At 40.2% G+C, this 23589-nt stretch carries 5 protein-coding genes; 1 reads left to right on the plus strand and 4 read right to left on the minus strand.

Annotated elements, in window-relative coordinates; genetic code table 11:
- Positions 1-48: 48 nt before the first annotated feature.
- Both A6J31_RS06200 and A6J31_RS06205 read right to left on the minus strand, forming a co-directional pair.
- Positions 49-16275 (minus strand): SspB-related isopeptide-forming adhesin, encoded by a 16227-nt coding sequence (locus A6J31_RS06200; protein WP_080610719.1) that lies wholly within the window; start codon positions 16273-16275, stop codon positions 49-51.
- Between the two features lie 528 nt (positions 16276-16803).
- Positions 16804-17892 (minus strand): hypothetical protein, encoded by a 1089-nt coding sequence (locus A6J31_RS06205; RefSeq protein ID WP_105291378.1) that lies wholly within the window; start codon positions 17890-17892, stop codon positions 16804-16806.
- A 432-nt stretch (positions 17893-18324) separates the two neighbouring features.
- Here A6J31_RS06205 and A6J31_RS06210 point away from each other — a divergent pair, with 432 nt between their 5' ends.
- The gene (locus A6J31_RS06210; protein ID WP_080610720.1) at positions 18325-19848 is read left to right on the plus strand and encodes an ATP-binding cassette domain-containing protein; all 1524 of its coding nucleotides are present in this window, start codon (positions 18325-18327) and stop codon (positions 19846-19848) included.
- 91 nt (positions 19849-19939) lie between these two features.
- On the opposite strand, the gene A6J31_RS06215 is transcribed toward A6J31_RS06210, so the two are convergent.
- Both A6J31_RS06215 and A6J31_RS06220 read right to left on the minus strand, forming a co-directional pair.
- On the minus strand, positions 19940-21808 hold the full coding sequence (locus A6J31_RS06215) for an ABC transporter ATP-binding protein (protein ID WP_014634796.1): 1869 nt from the start codon (positions 21806-21808) through the stop codon (positions 19940-19942).
- On the minus strand, positions 21798-23543 hold the full coding sequence (locus A6J31_RS06220) for an ABC transporter ATP-binding protein (protein WP_080610721.1): 1746 nt from the start codon (positions 23541-23543) through the stop codon (positions 21798-21800). The genes A6J31_RS06215 and A6J31_RS06220 overlap by 11 nt, the downstream gene beginning before the upstream one ends.
- Positions 23544-23589: the final 46 nt, after the last annotated feature.

Genomic DNA, 23589 nt, shown 5'->3' on the forward strand with positions numbered 1-23589 from the left:
TGAAATAGTCTAACTAACTATGTTGAGGGATTTAACCTATGAACTATCTTAGTCTTCTTTTTTGCGTTTTCCTGCCAAACCAAGTCCAGCTGCCGCAAGGATTCCTCCGAGAGCCATAGCTGCCATAGACGCATCATCACCTGTTTCAGGGAGTGCTGGTCCTTTAGGAGCTTCTGGTGTAGTTGGTGGTGTCACTGGTGGAACCACTGGAGTTGGAGGAGTCGGTGGTGTTGGTGGTGTTGGAGGAGTTGGTGGAGTCGGTGGTGTTGGTGGTGTTGGAGGAGTCGGTGGTGTCACAATATTGTTGAACTCAGTATCTTCTGGCAATTGAGAAGTTACTGTCAAGACTTTACCGTCTTTAGTTACTGAAACAACGACTGTAGCAACCATCTTATCGTAGGTAACAGTTGCATCGTTACCTTGTACTTCTTCTACTGTGTAGACGTGAGTACCTTCTTCACCACGTTTGTACTCAAGAGCTGAGAACTTGATCTTACCGTTAGCATCATTGCTTACAGTTTCGATCACATTACCCTTGCTGTCTTTAAGTACGAAGCTAAACTCACCAGCTTTAAGTTCACGACCTTCAAGTTTCTTAGTGAATTCAAACTCAACCTTAGTTGGGATATTGACTACACGTTTTTCTGTTGGTTTTTCTGGTTTTTCAACAGATTTCTTAGTTGGGTCGTATTGGTGAACGATTTGTGACGCAGTATTTTCGATGTCTACACCATCTTTAGCAGTGCCTTTGATAGTTGCAGGAATATCGAACTTGTAGTAGCGTCCGAATGCCAATTTGGCAGTATCGATCACTTGTGTGTTTTCTGCATCGCCAAGTGACTTAGTAAGGTCAACTTTAGATGTTGCAGTAATCACACCGTCAACGATTTGGATATCGAACTTAGCTGTCACATCTTCTCCTGTTACAGAGTCGTATGCTTTAATATCTTTAACGTTAACAGTCAAGTTTTCGCTGTCATATTTATCTGTAACACCTACAGATTGGATATTGTGAGCGTCAGTGAAGTTAGTTGTGTCGAGCCATACTTGGTAGACAAACTTATCACCTTTCTTGAGTGTCTTAGTATTGATATTTTCAGCTTCGTTGTTAGCTGTGTTGTCAGCGTAAGGATCCTTATTAGTATCGCCTACTTTATCTTTCAACTCAGCATCATCGTCAACAAGTTTCATACCAGTGATATCGAATTTCTCTTTAGAAACAACGTATTTCTCTGGTTGGAACTTAGGTTTTTCTGGTGGACGAACAGTGTTGTTAAATTCTTTGTCTGCTGGGTCGTTCACTTTAGTGATAAGAGCTTTCGCTTTACCATCATGTGAGACTTCAACAGTAACAAGAGCTTTCATTGAATCGTAAGAAACAGTTCCGTCAGTACCCTTAACTTCTTCTACAGTGTAGTTGTGAGTACCTTCTTGGCCTTTCTTGTACTCAATAGGTGAGAATTTAACGTTACCTTTAGCATCATTGCTTACAGTTTCAAGAGTCTTACCTTCTGAATCTTTAAGCACGAAGCTGAATTCGTTAGCTTTAAGTTCACGGCCTTCCAAACGTTTAGTGAAGTTGAATTCTACTGAAATTGGAACACTGTTAACACGTTTTTCAGTTGGTACGTTTGGTTTTTCAACTTTCTTAGTTGTTGGGTTGTAGTAGTTAACAACTTGAGTTGCTGTATTTTCGATATCCACACCAGCTTTAATATCTTTCTTAACTGTTGCAGGAATATCAAATTTATAGTAGCGACCAAACTCGAACTTAGTAGTGTCGATAACTTGAGTGTTTTCAGCATCGCCAAGTGACTTAGTGAAGCCATCTTTAAGGTTAGCTGTAACAACACCATTTTCAACCTTAATGTCGAATTTAGATGTTACATCCGCACCTGATACTGAATCGTAAGCCTTGATTGCTGATGCATCGACATCCAACTTAGTTTCATCGTAGTCATCAGTGATACCAACAGTTTGGATATGATCCTTGTTGTTAGCGTCAAATTGAGTTGTATCAAGCCATACTTGGTAATAAAGTTTTTGACCTGGTTTAACTGACTTAGTATTCAAGTTTTCAGCTTCGTTGTTTGATGCGTCATCAGCATATGGGTTCGCATTTGTATCTGCGTACTTGTCTGCCAATTCTTTATCATCATCAACGAGTTTAGTACCTGTTACGTCGAATTTCGCTTCAGAAACAACATATTTTTCTGGTTGGAACTTAGGTTTTTCAGGTGGACGAACAGCATTGTTGAATTCTTTATCAGCAATTTCACCGACAGTTGCTACAAGAGCTTTAGCAGTACCATCATGAGAAACAGTGATTGTTACATTCGCTTTCATTGTATCGTATGTAACAGTTGCATCAGTTCCTTTGACTTCTTCTACTGTGTACTCGTGAACGCCTTCTTGGCCTTTCTTGAATTCAAGTTTAGAGAATTTAACGTTACCTGCCGCATCATTGCTTACTGTTTCAACAACTTTACCTGCTGCATCCTTCAACTCAAATGTAAATTCGTTAGCTTTAAGTTCACGACCTTCCAAACGTTTAGTGAAGTTGAATCCGACTTCAACTGGAACGCTGTTTACACGTTTTTCAGTTGGTTTAGTAGGAATTTCTGTCTTCTTAGTTTGTGGGTTGTAGAAGTGAACAACTTGTCCAGCTGTATTTTCAATATCTACACCGCCAGGAACAGAGTCTTTAACAGTGGTTGGGATATCGAATTTATAGTAACGACCAAAGGCAAACTTAGTTGTGTCGATGATTTGAGTATTTGCATCATCTCCAAGTGACTTAGTGAAGCCATCTTTAAGGTTAGCTGTAATCATACCATTTTCAACTTTGATATCGAATTTAGCTGTTACATCTTCGCCTGTAACTGAGTCGTAAGCTTTAATAGCTGAAGCATCAAGATCCAATTTAGTTTCATCGTAGTCATCAGAGATACCAACTGTTTGGATGTAATCCTTGTTGTTAGCGTCGAATTTAGTTGTATCGAGCCATACTTGGTAAACAAGTTTTTCACCACGTTTAACAGACTTAGTATTCATGTTTTCAGCTTCGTTGTTTGATGCGTCATCAGCATATGGGTTCGCATTTGTATCTGCGTACTTGTCTGCCAATTCTTTATCATCATCAACGAGTGAATCACCAGTGATGTCAAATTTCTCTTTGTTCACAACATATTTCTCTGGTTGGAATTTAGGTGTTTCTGGTGGAACCACCTTGTTGTTGAACTCTTTATCGTTAGCGCTTGAAGCGAATCCGCCTGTTGAAGCGTGGTTAACGACTGTTGTGAGAACTTTGCCTTCCTTAGTAACTTCCACTGTTACAGTCGCTTTCATAGCATCGTAAGTGATTGAAGCATCTTTACCAGCTACTTCTTCAACTGTGTAAGTGAATGTCTTACCAAGATCATCTTTGTTGAACAAGAGTTTTTCAAACTTGATGTGACCATCTTTATCGTTGGTTACTGTTTGAAGAACCTTATTGTCTTTGTCTTTCAATACGAAGCTGAACTCACCTGCAGTCAACTCACGTCCTTCAAGTCGTTTAGTATAGTTGAACTCGAGTGGAACTGGAACGTTGTTTTCACGTGTTTGAGTTGGTTTTTCAGGAGTTGTAACTTTCTTATTGAATGGGTTGTATTGGTGAATTGTTTGGTTGGCTGTATTTTCAATATCTACACCGTCGTTAGAATCAATATCTTTAACAACAGCTGGAATATCAAATTTATAGTAACGGCCAAACTCAAATTTAGTTGTATCGATGACTGGAGTAGCATCTGTTGCACTAATAGCTTTAGTCAAGCTTGCTTTAGATGTACCGTAGAGAACACCGTTTTCAACTTTGATATCGAACTTGTCAGTAACATCAGCACCAGTGATACCATCGTAAACCTTGATATCAGCAGCGTTGACGTCAAGCTTATCTTCTTCGTAGTTATCTGTGATACCAACTGTTTGAAGATTGCTTTCTGCTGTGAAGTCACGAGTATCAAGCCATACTTGATAGTAGATCTTTTGACCACGTTTGAGGGTCTTACCATTCAAGTTTTGGATTTCAACTTTATCAGCTGAATCGTCGTCATCAGCAAGTTTGTTACCAATGATGTCGAAGCTTGGTTCTGAAACAACGTATTTCTCTGGTTTGAAGTTAGGAGTTACGTTGTTATCGAAGACACGATCGTCACCACCATAAGCATCTCCACCTACTGTAGCGTAAGAGATAACTGTTGACAATTGATCTCCTACTGAAGGTTGGATAACTTGAACAGTAACATTGACTTTCATGTTATCGTAAGTAACAGTTGTATCAGTTCCTTTAACTTCTTCTACCGTGTAGTTGAATGTCTTACCAAGATCTGCTTTACCGTAGTTGATAGTAGAGAATTTAACTTTACCTTCGGCATCATTCTTAACAGTTTCAAGAACATTACCTTTTTCATCTTTCAATTCAAAAGTAAATTCTTTGTCTTGCAACTTACGTCCGTTAAGTGTCTTACCAAAAATCAACTCGATAGCAGTTGGAACGTTGTTAACACGTTTTTCAGTTGGTTTGTTTGGTTTTTCAACAGTCTTAGTAGTTGGGTTGTAGTAGTTTACAACTTGAGCTGCTGTATTTTCAATTTCAGCACCATCGTAAGCACCGTCAGTAACCTTAGCTGGGATGACAAACTTGTAGTAACGTCCAAATTCGAACTTAGTAGTATCGATAATTTGAGTGTTTTCTGCATCGCCAAGTGACTTAGTGAAGCCAGGTTTAAGGTTAGCAGTAATCACACCGTTAGCGATAGAGATGTCAAACTTGTCAGTAACATCAGCACCAGTCTTACCATCGTAAGCCTTGATATCTGAAGCATTTACTTCCAATTTAGCTTCATCATAATCATCAGTGATACCAACAGTTTGGATGTTATCCTTGTTGTTTGCATCAAATTGATTTGTATCAAGCCATACTTGGTAGTTAATAGTGTCGCCACGTTTAACGGCTTTAGTATTGATGTTTTCTGCTTCGTTGTTTGTTGGATCGTCGGCATATGGGTTCGCATTTGTTTCTGCGTATTTGTTTGTCAACTCTTTATCATCATCAAGAAGCTTAGTACCAGTGATATCAAACTTACCTTTATCTTCCTCAACGAGTTTACCTGTTACGTCAAATTTCGCTCCAGAAAGAACGTATTTCTCTGGTTGGAACTTAGGTTCTTCTGGAGGAGTTACACGGTTGTTAAACTCTTTATCCGCAATGTCGCCTACAGTCGCGATAAGAACTTTAGCTGTTCCATCGTGTTTAACTGTGACTGTTACATTCGCTTTCATAGTATCGTATGTAACGGTTGCGTCGCTTCCTTTAACTTCTTCTACTGTGTAGTTGTGTACGCCTTCGTCACCCTTCTTGAAGCTGAGTGGTGAGAATGAAACGTTACCAGCCGCATCATTACTTACAGTTTCAAGAGTCTTACCTTCTGAATCTTTAAGAACGAAGCTGAATTCGTTAGCTTTAAGCTCACGACCTTCCAAACGTTTAGTGAAGTTGAATCCTACTTCAACTGGAACGTTGTTAACACGTTTTTCAGTTGGTTTAGTTGGTTTTTCAACTTTCTTAGTTGTTGGGTTGTAGTAGTTTACTACTTGAGCCGCAGTATTTTCAATATCTACACCACCAGGTACATCAGCTTTAACTGTTGTTGGGATGTCGAACTTGTAGTAACGTCCGAAGGCGAATTTAGTTGTATCGATAACTTGTGTGTTTTCCGCATCGCCAAGTGACTTAGTGAAGCCATCTTTAAGTGTTGCAGTAATCACACCGTTGTTAACTGTGATATCAAATTTGTCTGTGACTTCTGCGCCTGTTACTGAATCGTAAGCTTTAATCTTAGTAGCATCAAGCTCCAATTTAGCTTCATCGTAGTCATCTGAGATTCCTACTGATTGGATGTTGTCTTTGTTAGCTGCGTCAAATTTAGTTGTATCCAACCAAACTTGGTAAACCAACTTGTCGCCACGTTTCACAGTCTTAGTGTTCAAGTTTTCTTTTTCGTTGTTTGAGGCATCGTCAGCGTATGGGTTCGCATTTGTGTCTGCGTACTTGTCTGCCAACTCTTTATCATCATCAACGAGTTTGTCACCAGTGATATCGAATTTTTCTTTAGAAACAACGTATTTCTCTGGTTGGAACTTAGGTTCTTCTGGAGGTGTGACACGGTTGTTAAATTCTTTGTCCGCAATGTCGCCTACAGTCGCGATAAGAACTTTAGCTGTTCCATCGTGTTTAACTGTGACTGTTACATTCGCTTTCATTGTGTCGTATGTAACGGTTGCGTCGCTTCCTTTAACTTCTTCTACTGTGTAGTTGTGTACGCCTTCTTGGCCTTTCTTGAATTCAAGTTTAGAGAACTTAACGTTACCTGAAGCATCATTGCTTACAGTTTCAAGAGTCTTACCTTCTGAATCTTTAAGAACGAAGCTGAATTCGTTAGCTTTAAGCTCACGACCTTCCAAACGTTTAGTGAAGTTGAATCCTACTTCAACTGGAACGTTGTTAACACGTTTTTCAGTTGGTTTAGTTGGTTTTTCAACTTTCTTAGTTGTTGGGTTGTAGTAGTTTACTACTTGAGCCGCAGTATTTTCAATATCTACACCACCAGGTACATCAGCTTTAACTGTTGTTGGGATGTCGAACTTGTAGTAACGTCCGAAGGCGAATTTAGTTGTATCGATAACTTGTGTGTTTTCCGCATCGCCAAGTGACTTAGTGAAGCCATCTTTAAGTGTTGCAGTAATCACACCGTTGTTAACTGTGATATCAAATTTGTCTGTGACTTCTGCGCCTGTTACTGAATCGTAAGCTTTAATCTTAGTAGCATCAAGCTCCAATTTAGCTTCATCGTAGTCATCTGAGATTCCTACTGATTGGATGTTGTCTTTGTTAGCTGCGTCAAATTTAGTTGTATCCAACCAAACTTGGTAAACCAACTTGTCGCCACGTTTCACAGTCTTAGTGTTCAAGTTTTCTTTTTCGTTGTTTGAGGCATCGTCAGCGTATGGGTTCGCATTTGTGTCTGCGTACTTGTCTGCCAACTCTTTATCATCATCAACGAGTTTGTCACCAGTGATATCGAATTTTTCTTTAGAAACAACGTATTTCTCTGGTTGGAACTTAGGTTCTTCTGGAGGTGTGACACGGTTGTTAAATTCTTTGTCCGCAATGTCGCCTACAGTCGCGATAAGAACTTTAGCTGTTCCATCGTGTTTAACTGTGACTGTTACATTCGCTTTCATTGTGTCGTATGTAACGGTTGCGTCAGTTCCTTTAACTTCTTCTACAGTGTAGTTGTGAACACCTTCGTCACCCTTCTTGAATGACATAGCTGAGAACTTAACGTTACCAGATGCATCGTTGCTTACAGTTTCAAGAGTCTTACCTTCTGAATCTTTAAGCACGAAGCTGAATTCGTTAGCTTTAAGCTCACGGCCTTCCAAACGTTTAGTGAAGTTGAATTCCACTTCAACTGGTACGTTGTTAACACGTTTTTCAGTTGGTTTGTTTGGTTTTTCAACCTTCTTAGTTGTTGGGTTGTAGTAGTTAACTACTTGAGCCGCTGTATTTTCAATATCTGCACCGCCAGGAACATCAGCTTTAACTGTTGTTGGGATGTCGAACTTGTAGTAACGTCCAAAGGCGAACTTAGTTGTATCAATGATTTGAGTGTTTTCAGCGTCGCCTAGTGACTTAGTGAAGCCATCTTTAAGGTTAGCTGTGATCACACCATTGTTAACAGTGATATCAAATTTAGAAGTTACATCGTCTCCTGTTACAGAGTCATACGCTTTAATCTTAGTAGCGTCAAGTTCCAACTTAGTTTCGTCGAAGTCATCTGAGATACCAACTGTTTGGATGTTATCTTTGTTGTTTGCGTCAAATTTAGTTGTATCCAACCATACTTGGTAAACTAATTTTTGACCACGTTTAACAGTCTTAGTATTCAAGTTTTGAGCTTCGTTGTTTGAGGCATCGTCCGCGTATGGGTTCGCATTTGTGTCTGCGTACTTGTCTGCCAATTCTTTATCATCATCAACGAGTTTGTCTCCAGTGATATCGAATTTCTCTTCAGAAACAACGTATTTCTCTGGTTGGAACTTAGGTTCTTCTGGAGGTGTTACACGGTTGTTAAATTCTTTATCCGCAATGTCGCCTACAGTCGCGATAAGAACTTTAGCTGTTCCATCGTGTTTAACTGTAACTGTTACATTCGCTTTCATTGTGTCGTATGTAACGGTTGCGTCGCTTCCTTTAACTTCTTCTACTGTGTAGTTGTGTACGCCTTCTTGGCCTTTCTTGAACTCAAGTTTAGAGAACTTAACGTTACCTGATGCATCGTTGCTTACAGTTTCAAGAGTCTTACCTTCTGAATCTTTAAGGACGAAGCTGAATTCGTTAGCTTTAAGCTCACGGCCTTCCAAACGTTTAGTGAAGTTGAATTCCACTTCAACTGGTACGTTGTTAACACGTTTTTCAGTTGGTTTGTTTGGTTTTTCAACCTTCTTAGTTGTTGGGTTGTAGTAGTTAACTACTTGAGCCGCAGTATTTTCGATATCTGCACCGCCAGGAACATCAGCTTTCACTGTTGTTGGGATGTCGAACTTGTAGTAACGTCCAAAGGCGAACTTAGTTGTATCAATGATTTGAGTGTTTTCAGCGTCGCCTAGTGACTTAGTGAAGCCATCTTTAAGGTTAGCTGTGATCACACCATTGTTAACAGTGATATCAAATTTAGAAGTTACATCGTCTCCTGTTACAGAGTCATACGCTTTAATCTTAGTAGCGTCAAGTTCCAACTTAGTTTCGTCGAAGTCATCTGAGATACCAACTGTTTGGATGTTATCTTTGTTGTTTGCGTCAAATTTAGTTGTATCCAACCATACTTGGTAAACTAATTTTTGACCACGTTTAACAGTCTTCGTATTCAAGTTTTGAGCTTCGTTATTTGAGGCATCGTCCGCGTATGGGTTCGCATTGGTGTCTGCGTACTTGTCTGCCAACTCTTTATCATCATCAACGAGCTTGTCACCTGTGATATCGAATTTCTCTTCAGAAACAACGTATTTCTCTGGTTGGAACTTAGGTTCTTCTGGAGGAGTCACACGGTTGTTAAATTCTTTATCCGCAATGTCGCCTACAGTCGCGATAAGAACTTTAGCTGTTCCATCGTGTTTAACTGTGACTGTTACATTCGCTTTCATTGTATCGTATGTAACGGTTGCGTCTGAGCCTTTAACTTCTTCTACTGTGTAGTTGTGTACGCCTTCTTGGCCTTTCTTGAACTCAAGTTTAGAGAACTTAACATTACCTGATGCATCGTTGCTTACAGTTTCAAGAGTCTTACCTTCTGAATCTTTAAGAACGAAGCTGAATTCGTTAGCTTTAAGCTCACGGCCTTCCAAACGTTTAGTGAAGTTGAATTCCACTTCAACTGGTACGTTGTTAACACGTTTTTCAGTTGGTTTGTTTGGTTTTTCAACCTTCTTAGTTGTTGGGTTGTAGTAGTTAACTACTTGAGCCGCTGTATTTTCAATATCTGCACCGCCAGGAACATCAGCTTTCACTGTTGTTGGGATGTCGAACTTGTAGTAACGTCCAAAGGCGAACTTAGTTGTATCAATGATTTGAGTGTTTTCAGCATCGCCAAGTGACTTAGTGAAGCCATCTTTAAGTGTTGCAGTGATTACACCGTTTTCAACTTTGATATCGAATTTAGCTGTAACATCATCACCTGTCACTGAATCGTAAGCTTTGATCTTAGTAGAATCAAGTTCCAATTTAGTTTCATCGTAGTCATCTGAGATTCCTACTGATTGGATGTTGTCCTTGTTAGATGCGTCGAATTTAGTTGTATCCAACCATACTTGGTAAACTAATTTTTGACCACGTTTAACAGTCTTAGTATTCAAGTTTTGAGCTTCGTTGTTTGAGGCATCGTCAGCGTATGGGTTCGCATTTGTGTCTGCGTACTTGTCTGCCAACTCTTTATCATCATCAACGAGCTTGTCACCTGTGATATCGAATTTCTCTTCAGAAACAACGTATTTCTCTGGTTGGAACTTAGGTTCTTCTGGTGGAGTTACACGGTTGTTAAATTCTTTATCAGCAGGGTCTGTCACGTTTGTGATCAAGGCTTTCGCTGTACCATCATGAGATACAGTAACGGTTACAACAGCAGCCATTTCATCGTAAGTGACAGTTGCATCTGTACCCTTAACCTCTGTTACAGTGTACTTGTAAGTACCTTCTTGACCCTTCTGGTATTTAAGGGCTGTAACAGTTTTACCAGCTTTATTTGTGTACTCTACTGGAGAGAATTTAATCTTACCAGCTGCATCGTTGGTTGCAGTTGCAATCACAACATTGTCGCTATCTTTCAACTCGAATGTGAATTCGCCAGCTTTAAGGTCACGACCTTCCAATTTCTTAGTGAAGTTGAATTCTACTGAGATTGGAACACTATTTACACGTTTTTCAGTTGGTTTGTTTGGTTTTTCAACAGTCTTGCTTACTGGGTTGTAGTAGTTAACAACTTGGGCTGCTTTGTTTTCGATATCTGCACCAGCTACGACATCGTCTTTAACTGTTGCTGGGATATCAAATTTATAGTAGCGTCCAAATTCAAACTTAGTTGTATCAATGATTTGAGTATTTTCAGCGTCGCCAAGTGACTTAGTGAAGCCAGCTTTAAGGTTAGCTGTAAGAACACCGTTGTTATCAGTGATATCGAACTTGTTAGTAACATCTGCACCAGTTACTGAATCATAAACCTTGATATCTGAAGCATTAACAGTCAATTTATCCTTGTCGTAGTTATCTGTGATTCCTACTGTTTGGATGTTGTCTTTGTTAGCTGCATCAAATTTAGTTGTATCCAACCATACTTGGTAGTAAAGTTTAGATCCACGTTCAACTGACTTAGTATTTAAGTTTTCATCTTCGTTGTTGTTTGTATTATCAACATATGGGTTTGTGTTTGTTTCACCATATTTATCTGTCAATTCAGAATCATCATCAACGAGTTTAGTACCAGTGATATCGAATTTCGCTTTAGAAACAACGTATTTCTCTGGTTGGAACTTAGGTTCTTCTGGAGGTGTTACACGGTTGTTGAACTCTTTATCAGCAGCATCTGTTACGTTGGCAACGATTGCTTTAGCTGTACCGTCGTGTGAAACAACAACTTTAACAGTGGCAACCATTGTGTCGTATTTGACAGTTGTATCTGTACCAGGAGTTTCTTCAACTGTGTAGTTGTAAGTCTTACCAAGATCATCGCGACCAAATTTAAGAGTCTTGAAGACAATCTTACCAGCAGCGTCGTTCTTCACGCGTTCAACTTCAACGCCGTCTTTCTTCAATACGAATTCGAATTCGCTAGCTTGAAGTTCACGACCTTCCAAACGTTTAGTGAAGTTCATTTCCACTGGAACTGGAACGCTGTTAACACGTTTTTGTGTTGGTTTTTCAGGTTTTTCAACTGTCTTGCTTACTGGGTTGTAAACGTGAACTGTTTGGTTGGCTGTATTTTCAATATCAGCACCAGCTTTAACAGATTCTTTAACAGTTGCTGGGATATCAAATTTATAGTAACGTCCAAATGCGAATTTAGTAGTATCGATAACAGGGTTGTTTACTTTATCTTTGATAAATTCATCTTTAGAAGTTGCAGTGATTGTACCATTTTCAACTTTGATGTCGAATTTAGCAGTCACGTCTGCACCAGTTACTGAATCGTATGCTTTGATGTCAGCAGCGTTAACGTCCAATTTTTCTGCATCGTATTTATCAGATACACCAACGTATTGGATGTTGTTAGCTTCTGTGAATTTAGTAGTATCAAGCCATACTTGGTATACCAATTTAGAACCGCGTTCAACAGTCTTAGTATTCAAGTTTTCTGGTTCGTTGTTTTTAACACCATCAACATATGGATTTGCATTTGTTGCTGTGTACTCGTTACCAGGTACATCATCGTCGTCATCCATCAACTTGTCACCAGTAATGTCATATTTCTCTTTAGAAACGACAAATTTTTCTGGTTGGAATTCAGGAGGTGTTGGAGGAGTTACTTTGTTGTTGAATTCTTTATCGGCAGTACCGTCAGTAGCATTACCGTTGGCATCAACCCCACCAGTTGAAGATACGTTTGTAACCGTAGTCAATGAATGACCGTTCTTAGCAACTTCAACTGTAACAGTAGCTTTCATCTTATCGTAAGTCATACCAAACTCTTTGTTGGCTGGGATAACTTCTTCTACTGTATAAGTATGAGTACCTACTTTAGTGTTGTCGAATGACAAGTTAGAGAATGAAACATTACCAGCAGCATCATTTTTAACAGTTTCAACGACGTTACCAGCAGCATCTTTCAATACGAAGCTAAATTCACCAGCTTTAAGTTCACGACCCGCCAATTTCTTAGTAAAGTCGAACTTAGTCACAACTGGAGCAACCACATAGTTGTTGAACTCAGTGTCTTCAGGCATTGTAACTGCCGCGTTCAGAAGACCTGTTTGAGCGTCTTTTGTGACATTTACAGTCACAACTGCGTTCATTGAATCATAATCAATGTTTGTATCTGTTCCAGCTACTTCACGTACAGTGTAAGTGTGTGTACCTTCAGTTGCATATGAGATTGAATCAAATTGGATTGAACCATCAGCCGCATTCTTCTTAGTTTGGATCACATTGCCATTTTCAAGCAATTCGAAGGTGAAGGCATTTGCTTCAAGAGTCTTACCTTCCAAACGTTTTGTGAAGCGGAATTGTGCTTGTGTTGGAGATGAAGTGAATGTATTGTTGAATTCTTTGTCGGCTGGAAGTGTATTAACAGCTTTAAGAACATGACCATCTTTAGTAACAGTAATTGTTACTTCAGCTTTCATTGTGTCATATTGAATGCCAGCTTCAGAACCTTGAACTTCTTCAACAGTGTACTTGTGAGTACCAACTTGTGCGTTTGTGAATGTCAAATCGTCAAAGGCGATAACACCATTAGCATTGTTAGTCTTAGTTTGAAGAACAGTTCCGTTGGCATCTTTCAATACGAAGCTAAATTCACCATCTTTAAGAGCACGACCTGCAAGAGCTTTAGTGAAGTCAAAACGAGTCTTAACTGGTGCAACAGCAAAGTTATTGAACTCAGTATCAGCTGGCATTGTAACTGCAGCGTTCAAAAGACCTGTTTGAGCGTCTTTTGTGACATTTACAGTTACAACTGCATTCATATCATCGTAATCAATGTTGGTATCTGTTCCAGCTACTTCACGTACAGTGTAAGTGTGTGTACCTACAGTTGCATATGAGATTGGATCAAATTGGATTGAACCATCAGCCGCATTCTTCTTAGTTTGGATCACATTGCCGTTTTCAAGCAATTCGAAGGTGAAGGCATTTGCTTCAAGAGTCTTACCTTCCAAACGTTTTGTGAAGCGGAATTGTGCTTGTGTTGCAGCAGGTGTGAATGTATTGTTGAACTCTGTATCTGATGGAAGAGTGTTTGTTGCTTTAAGAACGTGACCTTCCTTAGTAACAGTGATTGTTACTTCAGCTTTCATTGTATCGTAAGTCATACCAGCTTCTTTGTTTTCTGGGATAACTTCTTCTACAGTGTACTTGTGAGTACCAACTTGAGTATTGTCAAAGGTCAAATCATCAAAGGCTACAACACCTGCTTTAGTATTTGTTTTAGTTTGAAGAACTTTACCAGTTGAATCTTTCAATACGAAGCTAAATTCACCGGCTTTCAACTCACGACCTGCGAGAGCCTTGCTAAAGTCAAACTTAGTCTTAACAGGAGCTACAACGTAGTTGTTAAAGACTTTGTCATCTGCGCTTGAAGCAAAACCGCCAGCACCACTGTATTTAACAGAAGCTTGCAAATCACCTGTTGCATTTTCAGTAACCGTAACAGTCATGGTTACTTTCATAGCATCATAGTCGACATCCTTATCTGCACCTGGTAATTCGGTAATAGTATAAGTATAAGTACCTACTTTATTAAATGTTAATTTAGAGAAGGTTGCCTTACCATTTTTATTTGTGACAGTTTCTTCCACACCAGGTGCAGAAGAGTTTTCCTTAATCTTAAAGCTGAATTCACCATCTACAAGGGTACGTCCTGCCAATTGTTTTTCAACTTCTGGAGTGACTGTTACTGGTTCTTGCTTCACGTAGTAGTAAACAGGTTGTTTATACGGCGTCAAAGTGTTGAGCAAGTCAACGTTGGTACCTATTTTTATATATGCACCATTTTCTAATTGACTATTTGGTGAAAGGTGTCCGATACCATCTCCTAAGAATGGTACGAATACTGTTTTCTTAGGTGTATATCCCGCTGCTGTTTGGAAGTCAAATGGAACTTCTACTCCATTAGGATGGTTTACACCTTTATTATCTGTGAAAGCAATTGTGTTAAGAGGTGATTTCTTAACATTTAATTCTTGTTTGTTATAATCACCAGGTTTAATAGGTTTAGTTTCTGCTAGCAACATGTAGCCATCAGTGCTCAATGTACCATCAGAACGTTTGCTTTGTTGTTTTGGATCTAGAAGATAAACGCGAACAACTACAGTTCCATCTTCACCTACGATTTCTTTAATACGTTTAATTCCTGCACGCTCAGCGTCCATGAATTTAGTTCCAACTTTGTAAGGACGGCTTACATAACCTGATTGATCGTTTGCATCAGCTGCTTGATAAAGTTTGTATCCATCAAATTGACGCTCTCCAGATGCTGTGAAGTTTTGACCTTCCATAGCTTTAAGAGTGTATCTAGCTAACTCAACTTCATTACCATTTGCTTTATAATCTTGAACAGTTACATCAGTTTTATTGGCGTTAAATGTTGGATTATTTTTATCAACTACTTTATAGTAAGTTGTTTTATTAACTGATACTGGAATCTTGGCATTAGTATCCGTAATCGGACGACCGTTATAAGCTGGTTCTACAACATTGATAATATCTGTTGATGTACGAGCGTTATAAACATCTTGATATAACTTTTGTTCAGCTTCGTTCTTTGGATTTACTAAAGCTTGAATACTTGCACCAACTTCATACCCTAATTGGATGAATGGTTGGTCCGTTTTACCAGGGCCAGCTCCTGTACCTGGATCGTAATCAACTTGCCAAGTCAATTCACCTCTAGATGCAGCTGTAGTTGTCGTGAATTTTTGAATACCACTTGACGCTGTAATCGTTCTAGTTTCTACTACATTACCAGTCGTTTTATCGACCAATTCAACAGTTGTATCTGTTGAAGCATCAAATCTCTTGTATGCTCGAGTATAGTAGTTTGTATTGTAGCGTTCATTGAAACGAGTAAGGTCTACAATACTATAGGTGTAGACATCGCCTTCTTTAGCAGCATATCCTGATGGTACTGTTTGTGAACGAACACTTGCACCATTTGGATCCGTCATCTCAGGTGTAGCAACTTCACCGTCTTTTAAGAAAGTTGCTACAGCAACCGGCTCGTTATTGTGGTCTGTAACAGCACGGCGGTTACGACTACGACTACGACGGCTTGTTTCCAAAGCACCTGCACTTGTCACTTCACTAGCAGCGCGATCAAGTGTTGCACTGCGATCTTCAGCTGCTGCTCTAACTGAGTAAGCACGTGCTGTGACATTTGGCTTAACACTTGTTGCTGCTGCCGCAGTTTCGGCTGCGGCTGTTTCTTCAGCTACTGGAGTGGCTGTTGCAGCAGTACGGTTAGCCGCTGTTGCAGCTGGAGTTGCTGCAGCGGTTGTCGCTGAAGCTGTTGTTTCAACGTTGTTGCTAGCTGCATTTGTAGATGCCGCTGTAGCTGGTTTAGCTGCTTCTGAAGTAGCTTTCTCAGTTGGTTTTGCAGCCTCTGAAGCTGGTTTTGCTGCTTCAGGTTTTGCAGTTTCTGTAGCTTGTTTGTCAGTTGTCTCTGCGGCAGCCTTATCTGTTGAAGCTTCTGGCGTCAAGTTAAATGTTGACGCAGTTGCCTCAGTTGAAGATACAGCTGCAGTAGGATCTGCTTGAGCTGTTGATGCTGTAGACGTCTCAACCAGGTCTGACGAACTTTCGCCCTCAACTGATGAACCAGGGGTTGATGAAGAAGCGTCAGGCGCTGTTACTTCATCAGCCTGTGCAGTATGAGCAGCAAAGAGTGCCGTTCCTAGCAAGACTGAAGCGACACCAAACGAATATTTACGCAATGAAAATCGTTGGCGTCTGTTAAAAATGTCTTTCATTTCAAGTCTCCCTCTGTATGAAATAGTTAGTTATAGGTCACGAGTATACAAGAATCCTATACTTGAACTCATGATTCTATTACATTCTAACATTCTGACAATTCATGGTCAAGTGATTAAGTCAACTTTTTTAAAAAAAAATCAAGTTGTCTGACAATTCAACCGACAACTTTTGCTCGTTTTTTACCCTTACAAGTGTAAAACACTTGATTTTATTTGCTTTATACCGCTTTCATATTTGTGTTTTATTTTCCTTTCATTCCTAACTTTCTCATGAATTTCACGGAAGATGTTAGACTTATGAGAGGATTTAACTAATTTTATTGGCTGATTTCCTCACTTTGATTCTAATTTTCACCTTCTTATTACAAACCATCCGATTCTGTAACACCCTCGATAAACCATTGATATACAATTTAATAATTGTCTTTCACGACCACAGTCACCCACTACATTTTCAATAAAATAAAAAACCCAAGCATCATATACTTGGGTTAATCATCTTATTAGTTTCAGAGGTAAGTTCCTCTATTTTTTTCTGATATGGTTGTCATTCCAAGACTGCAATTCTTGATAGGACTTGACTTTCCCTTCTTCCTGAGTCGGTCTAAATGCCCTAACAGGTAACTCGTAGGCATCCTGCCCCTCAGGTACCATCCAATGGAGCAAGGTATTGAACCAGGTTTCGTTATTGATTTTACTTGGAAGGGTATAGATTCTAGCATGTTTGGTCTTAATCGCTTCATAAGCATCCTTATGCTCTTTGGCAAAGTTGGTACTATCCATATTGAGGCTTCTGTCTTTTTCAGAAATGTAATAAAGAGCAGGCAGACTCGCAATTGGTGTTTCTCTTGGATGATCTAAATCCCTACCATTAGTTGCACCTGTCCACATTTCAAGACCAAAAGGCTCTAAAGTCTTACGCATATCAACATTGGCGTAATCCAATTCCGAGTCCAAAGTATTAGAGTTAGCTGGAATATTCATTTCCTCGATCTTTTGTGTCTTAAGATTGAGGTATTTTTTATTAGAAGCAAAATCAGCTGATGACGCACCAAAAGGCATTTGTAAGTAAGCTTGCTCATTAAGCATGAAAAGCCTTAGACTTGCCTGATTTAAATAATCTTCATCCCCAGCTTTTTTAGCCAATTTCAAAAGGTCAATTTGTTTAGGTTTCTGATTTGGTTTTTCCGTGTCATACATATAGATATTAAAGTAGTCATACTTATAAAGTGTCTCACCCTTGGCATTTTTCTTACCAGATTCACCCCCCTTGTACTCTTGAGTGACTAAGTATTGACCAGCTACCCCCACAATGTTAAACATGTTTCTATCATGACCAGGATTTGGTGTCACTAGTAAAAATTCTTTATTATCCCCGAAGGTTTTCAGGGTGATTTTGAACAAGGGGTCTTCTGCATTGCTGCCGGAATAGACAGTCGTACTCGACTTACTGGATGCAGCTGAACCTTTGGTAGCCTTACTGCTACTATTCACAGCAAAGAAGATAGCCGTCCCTGCGATTATAAAAAGCAATGACACTAAGAGACCTATAAAAACAATTTTTGTTGTCTTATCCCCCTTAGGGGTTGGTTTCTTTACAAACTTATTTTCCATAATAATCTCCATTTTCAGTATTACTTCTAGTATAGCATAGGTGGGGACTATTGATAAGGTGCATCGGCGGTCTAAGAAGGCTGGATTCTTGATTTTCATTTGACAAAAACTCTTTGACAGCGTACAATCGAGACAAGTAACATTCGGAGGTAAATGGAGACATGAACAACTAAGTCTATTCACAATAAACCTGCTTTATTTGATAGATTGTTTTCATGTCTTTTTTGCGCTCTTTTTCTGTAGAAAACTTGTTGATGGTATCCGCGCTTTTTTGCGTCCACACCATCACTATCTCCTAGAGAGCTTTTTAGCTAGATTCAAGACAGTTCTATCTTATAAGGTAGGACTGTTTTTTGACCTTTGATATTGTTTGAAGTAAAAACCTACTTTCCATGAAACAATATCCACAAGCGCTCTGACCTAGGAGGTCCTATGATACAGATTCAACACCTAACCATAACACATACCAAGGATTTGCGTGAACTTGTTCATGATCTAAATCTAACGATAGCTCTAGGCGAAAAAGTTGCCATTATTGGGGAGGAAGGCAATGGAAAATCTAGTCTCCTTGCCCTTCTGGTCCATCCTAAAGCGCATTTTGACCATCTGGCTTACGAGGGAACTATTAATAAAACAGATAGCCCACAGGTCTATATTCCCCAACAGATTTCGGATAGCTTGCAATCTCTAACCCTTAACGACTACTTCTTTGCGGACACTTATGACCTAGACTATGCCACCCTCTATCGTCTGGCTGATGAACTTCATTTTGATAGTGAGCGTTTTGCTAGCAGTCAGCTTATCGCCACTCTGTCAGGTGGTGAGAAACTCAAAATTCAACTCATCCGAGAATTAGCTCGTCCCCACGACATCATTTTTCTTGATGAGCCCTCAAACGATATGGACTTGACTACTATAACTTGGTTAAAAAACTTTATCAAGCACTCTGATAAAACGATTGTCTACATCTCACATGACGAGGACCTACTAAGCCAGACAGCAGATACCATTATCCATCTGGAACTCCTTAAACGTCGTCGACAGGCAAGGACCAGTGTGGAGCACCTCGATTATGATAACTATAGCCAACAACGCACTGATAGCTACCAACAACAGATGCAGCAAGCCAAAACCGAGAAAAAAGCCTATGACAAAGCCATGGCCAAGCATCGCCGTATCAAACAAAATGTCCAAACCACCCTACGCAATACGCATGATAGTACACAAGGACGATTGCTTGCTAAAAAGATGAAAGCAGTCCTCTCACAAGAAAAACGCTACGACCGCCTTGCCCAAGACATGACACAAATGCCTGAAAAAGAAGATAGCATTGAACTATTCTTCTCTCATATTGACCATCTACCTCAAGGAAAATACCTCTTAAACCTGGATGAAAACCAACTAAACATCGCTCCTCACCTGACCATTGACCATCTCAAACTTTCTTTGAAAGGGCAGGAAAAAATTGGTATTGTTGGAGATAACGGCTGTGGTAAATCCACTCTCTTACACTATCTCTACCAAGAACTTAGCCAGAAGACAGACCTGACTATTGGCTATATGCCCCAACATTATGACACTACATTGCCACTGGATTTGTCTCCAATAGCGTTTTTAAGTAAGACTGGCGACAAGTCTGAACGAGAAGTTATAAGCTCCCATCTCGCTAACCTCAACTTTAGTCATGATGAAATGAACCATGCAATCTCTGATTTATCTGGAGGACAGAAAGGAAAACTACTTCTGCTACACCTGGTCTTAGAAAGCCCTCAGCTCCTTATCTTAGATGAACCAACCAGAAACTTTTCACCCACCTCACAGCCCCAAGTTCGACAGCTTTTCGAGAACTATCCAGGGGCGATTCTGACAGTATCACATGATGTCAACTATCTCAGACAAGTCTGCCAAAAGATCTATCACCTAGACTCAAACGGTTTAGAAGAAGTTGAGATTTAAGATATCGAATCTATCGTTTTTGCAAGAAAAGTCTCAAAAGAAACCTTTTCATCACTAAAAAAACTCAGGCAAAACCTGAGTTTTTTTAGTATTAATCAATTTCAAGACCACCAGTATAGAGTCGGTAATAAGTACCACCTTGCTCCATAAGGCTGTCGTGGTCACCACGTTCAATGATACGTCCGTGGTCCATAACCATGATAACGTCAGAGTTAACAATGGTTGAAAGACGGTGGGCAATAACGAAGACCGTACGTCCTTCCATAAGTCGGTCCATCCCCTCTTGCACCATTTTTTCGGTACGAGAGTCAATAGAGGATGTCGCCTCGTCAAGGATAAGAACCGGTGCATTGGCAAGGGCAGCACGCGCAATGGCGATAAGCTGACGTTGCCCATTAGACAAGCCTGCACCGTCATCTGTAAGAACAGTGTCATACCCATTATCCAAGTGTTGCACAAAGGAATCCACGTTAGCAATACGGGCAGCTTCAAGAATTTCCTCGCGTGTCGCATCAGCACGACCATAGGCAATATTTTCAGCGATAGTCCCTGTGAAGAGATGGGTATCTTGAAGCACGATACCAAGCGAGCGACGAAGAGAATCTTTCTCAATCAGCTTGACATCAATACCATCATAAGTAATCACACCAGATTGGATATCGTAGAAACGGTTAATCAAGTTGGTAATCGTCGTCTTACCAGCACCTGTCGCACCGACAAAGGCAACCTTTTGCCCCTTGTCTGCATAGAGGTTAACGTCATGAAGGATTTGTTTCTTACCATCGTAAGAGAAATCAACGTCTTGGAAGACCACATTTCCGACCAACTCGACCAATTCGTAATCGCCATTTGGACGTGGGTGTTTCCAAGCCCAGAGGTTGGTTTTCTTGTCTGTCACAACCATTTGACCATCTACCAATTCGTAATTGACCAAAGTGACCTTACCTTGGTCAACTTCTTCTGGTTCGTCCAGAAGGTCAAAGATACGGTCAGCACCGGCAAGCGCCATAAGAACAAAGTTCAGTTGTTGAGAGACCTGAGTAATAGGTCCGTTGAAAGAACGGTTCAATTGTAGGAAGGCCATGAGACCACCGATAGTCAAGCCACCGACACCATTAAGGGCAAAGAGTCCACCAACCAAGGCTGTCAAAACAAAGGAAACATTTCCTAAGTTCCCAAGAATTGGCATGAGAACATTGGCATAGCGATTGGCCAAGTAAGACGATTCAAAGAGTTGCTCGTTAATCTTATCAAAATCAGCCATACTTTCTTCTTCGTGTACAAAGGCCTTGACCACTTTTTGACCTGACATCATTTCTTCAATGAAGCCATTTTCAATCCCCAAATTCTTTTGTTGCTCACCAAAGTAACGGCCTGATTTGGCTGATACATTTTTGATGACCATAAACATGATGCCTACCATGACTAGGACCACGATAAAGAGGAGAGGACTAACCGTAAGCATTGTCACTGTTACCCCGATAAGGGTAATGGCCGTTTGTAGCAACTGTGGAATGGATTGCTCAACAGCCTGACGAAGGGCATCAATATCGTTGGTATAGATAGACATGATGTCACCGTGTTGGTGAGTGTCAAAGTAGCGAACAGGGAGCTTTTGCATACGAGCAAAGAGCTGATTACGAAGGGAACGCAGAGAATCTTGTGAAATTGTCGCCATGAGGAGTGATGACACGTAGTTGGCAATCACACCAATAAGACAGAAGACACCGACTGAGGTCAAGAAACGCAACAGTGGTCCAAAGTCATGGCTACCAGATTTGAGCATGGGTTGAACATAAACATCAACCAAGGACTGAATAGAAGCCGTCAAATTGACCGTTGCCAAAGAAGCGACCACAATGAGGACAAAGGCGATAGAGAGCGAAAGTTTGTAGTCTTGCCACAAAAAGCGTAGAAGACGTGCTAGAGAGCCCCAATTAGCTTTTTTCTTATTCTGCATCTGCTACTCCTTTCCCTTGTGTTTGCATCTTGTAGACGTCACGATAAATGGCATTGTTAGCCACCAATTCATCGTGGGTACCAATAGCATCGATACGGCCATCATCCATAACAACGATGCGATCTGCATCTTGGATGGATGAAATACGTTGACCAATGATAATCTTAGTGGTGTCCTTAAGACTTGATGCCAAACCTTGACGAATCAAACTATCTGTCTTGGTATCAACCGCTGATGTTGAATCATCCAGAATCAAGATTTTTGGTTTCATGAGGAGGGCACGTGCGATACAGAGACGTTGACGTTGTCCCCCTGAGACATTGGCTCCACCACGTTCAATCTTGGTGTCATAGCCATCCTTAAACTCTTGGATAAATTCATCAGCTTGGGCAATCTTACAAGCTTCAATGATTTCTTCATCTGTTGCCTGTTTATTTCCCCAACGCATATTTTCCTTAATAGTTCCTGAGAAAAGGACATTGGTTTGAAGCACCATGGCAACTTGCTTACGTAAGCTATCCAAATCATAGTCCTTAACATCGTGACCGGCAACCTTAACTTGACCGGCTTCCACATCATAAAGACGAGGAATGAGCTGAACCAAACTTGATTTACCAGAACCTGTTCCACCAAGAATACCGATAACCTCACCAGACTTAATATCTAGAGTGATATCTTTGAGAACATGGGTCTTGTCACCATTTTCATCAGTATATGAGAAATCCACATGATCAAAGCTGATAGAACCATCTGCAACTTCTGTCAAGCCATTTTCAGGTGAAACAATGGTTGATTCAGTATTAAGCACTTCATTGATACGCTCTACAGAGGCCATAGAGATAGACAGCATGACAAAGATCATCATGAACATCATAAGTGAGATTAGGATAGTCATGGTGTAACTGAACATGGAAGTCAATTCACCTGTAGATAGTTTGCCGACAACGATAAGATGAGCACCAAACCAAGAAATCATGAGGAATGATGCGTACATAGACAACATCATGGCTGGGTTAGACATGACAACCACACGAATGGCACGCATGAACATCTTGTAAATACGACGTGAGGCCTTCTTGAATTTGTCCGTCTCTTCCTGCTCTTTAACGTAGGATTTCACCACACGCATGTTAGTGATATTTTCCTTGATACTGTTATTTAGGTTGTCATAAGCCTCAAACACTTGAGTAAAGAGAGGGTATACGATTTTGGTAATAACAGCCAAAACCAGACCAAGGAAGAGTGTTACACCAACGAAAATCCAAGCCATTTCGCCATTAATCAGGAAACTTGCTGCAATGGCAAAAATCAGGTTAAGTGGTGCACGTACACAGATGCGGATAATCATCTGGTAAGAGTTCTGCACGTTGGTCACATCAGTCATCATACGTGTTACCAAACCACCAGCTGAGAACTTATCGATGTTTTCAAAAGAGAAGGTTTGAACCTTTTTGAAAATGGCTTGACGTAGATTCTTTGCAAATCCAGCAGAGGCAAAGGCTGCATATCGTGCCGACTGCATACCGCAGAAAAGCGACAGGAAGGCGCAGACCAACATGAGGCCACCATAGAGCCAAATGTTAGACATGTTAGATTGCTGGACACCTTTGTCCAAAAGATTAGCCATGACAAAGGGAATAGAAATCTCAAACATGACTTCTAGCGTCATGAAGAGGGACGCTAGGATTGAGGGTTTCTTGTATTCCTTTATCTGGGCGATCAGGGTTTGAAACATAATTACCTCCGTTTTTTATTCTTTTTTCTTTTTTTGATATTTTTCT

Origin of the sequence: Streptococcus sp. FDAARGOS_192 (assembly GCF_002073815.2) — a bacterium.
Classification (GTDB): Bacteria; Bacillota; Bacilli; order Lactobacillales; family Streptococcaceae; genus Streptococcus; species Streptococcus salivarius_H.

Excerpts from the sequence above, each read along its gene's own strand:
- A6J31_RS06200 (WP_080610719.1), bottom strand. The coding sequence starts at position 16,275 with ATGAAAGACATTTTTAACAGACGCCAACGATTTTCATTGCGTAAATAT.
- A6J31_RS06205 (WP_105291378.1), bottom strand. The coding sequence starts at position 17,892 with ATGGAAAATAAGTTTGTAAAGAAACCAACCCCTAAGGGGGATAAGACA.
- A6J31_RS06210 (WP_080610720.1), top strand. The coding sequence starts at position 18,325 with ATGATACAGATTCAACACCTAACCATAACACATACCAAGGATTTGCGT.
- A6J31_RS06215 (WP_014634796.1), bottom strand. The coding sequence starts at position 21,808 with ATGCAGAATAAGAAAAAAGCTAATTGGGGCTCTCTAGCACGTCTTCTA.
- A6J31_RS06220 (WP_080610721.1), bottom strand. The coding sequence starts at position 23,543 with ATGTTTCAAACCCTGATCGCCCAGATAAAGGAATACAAGAAACCCTCA.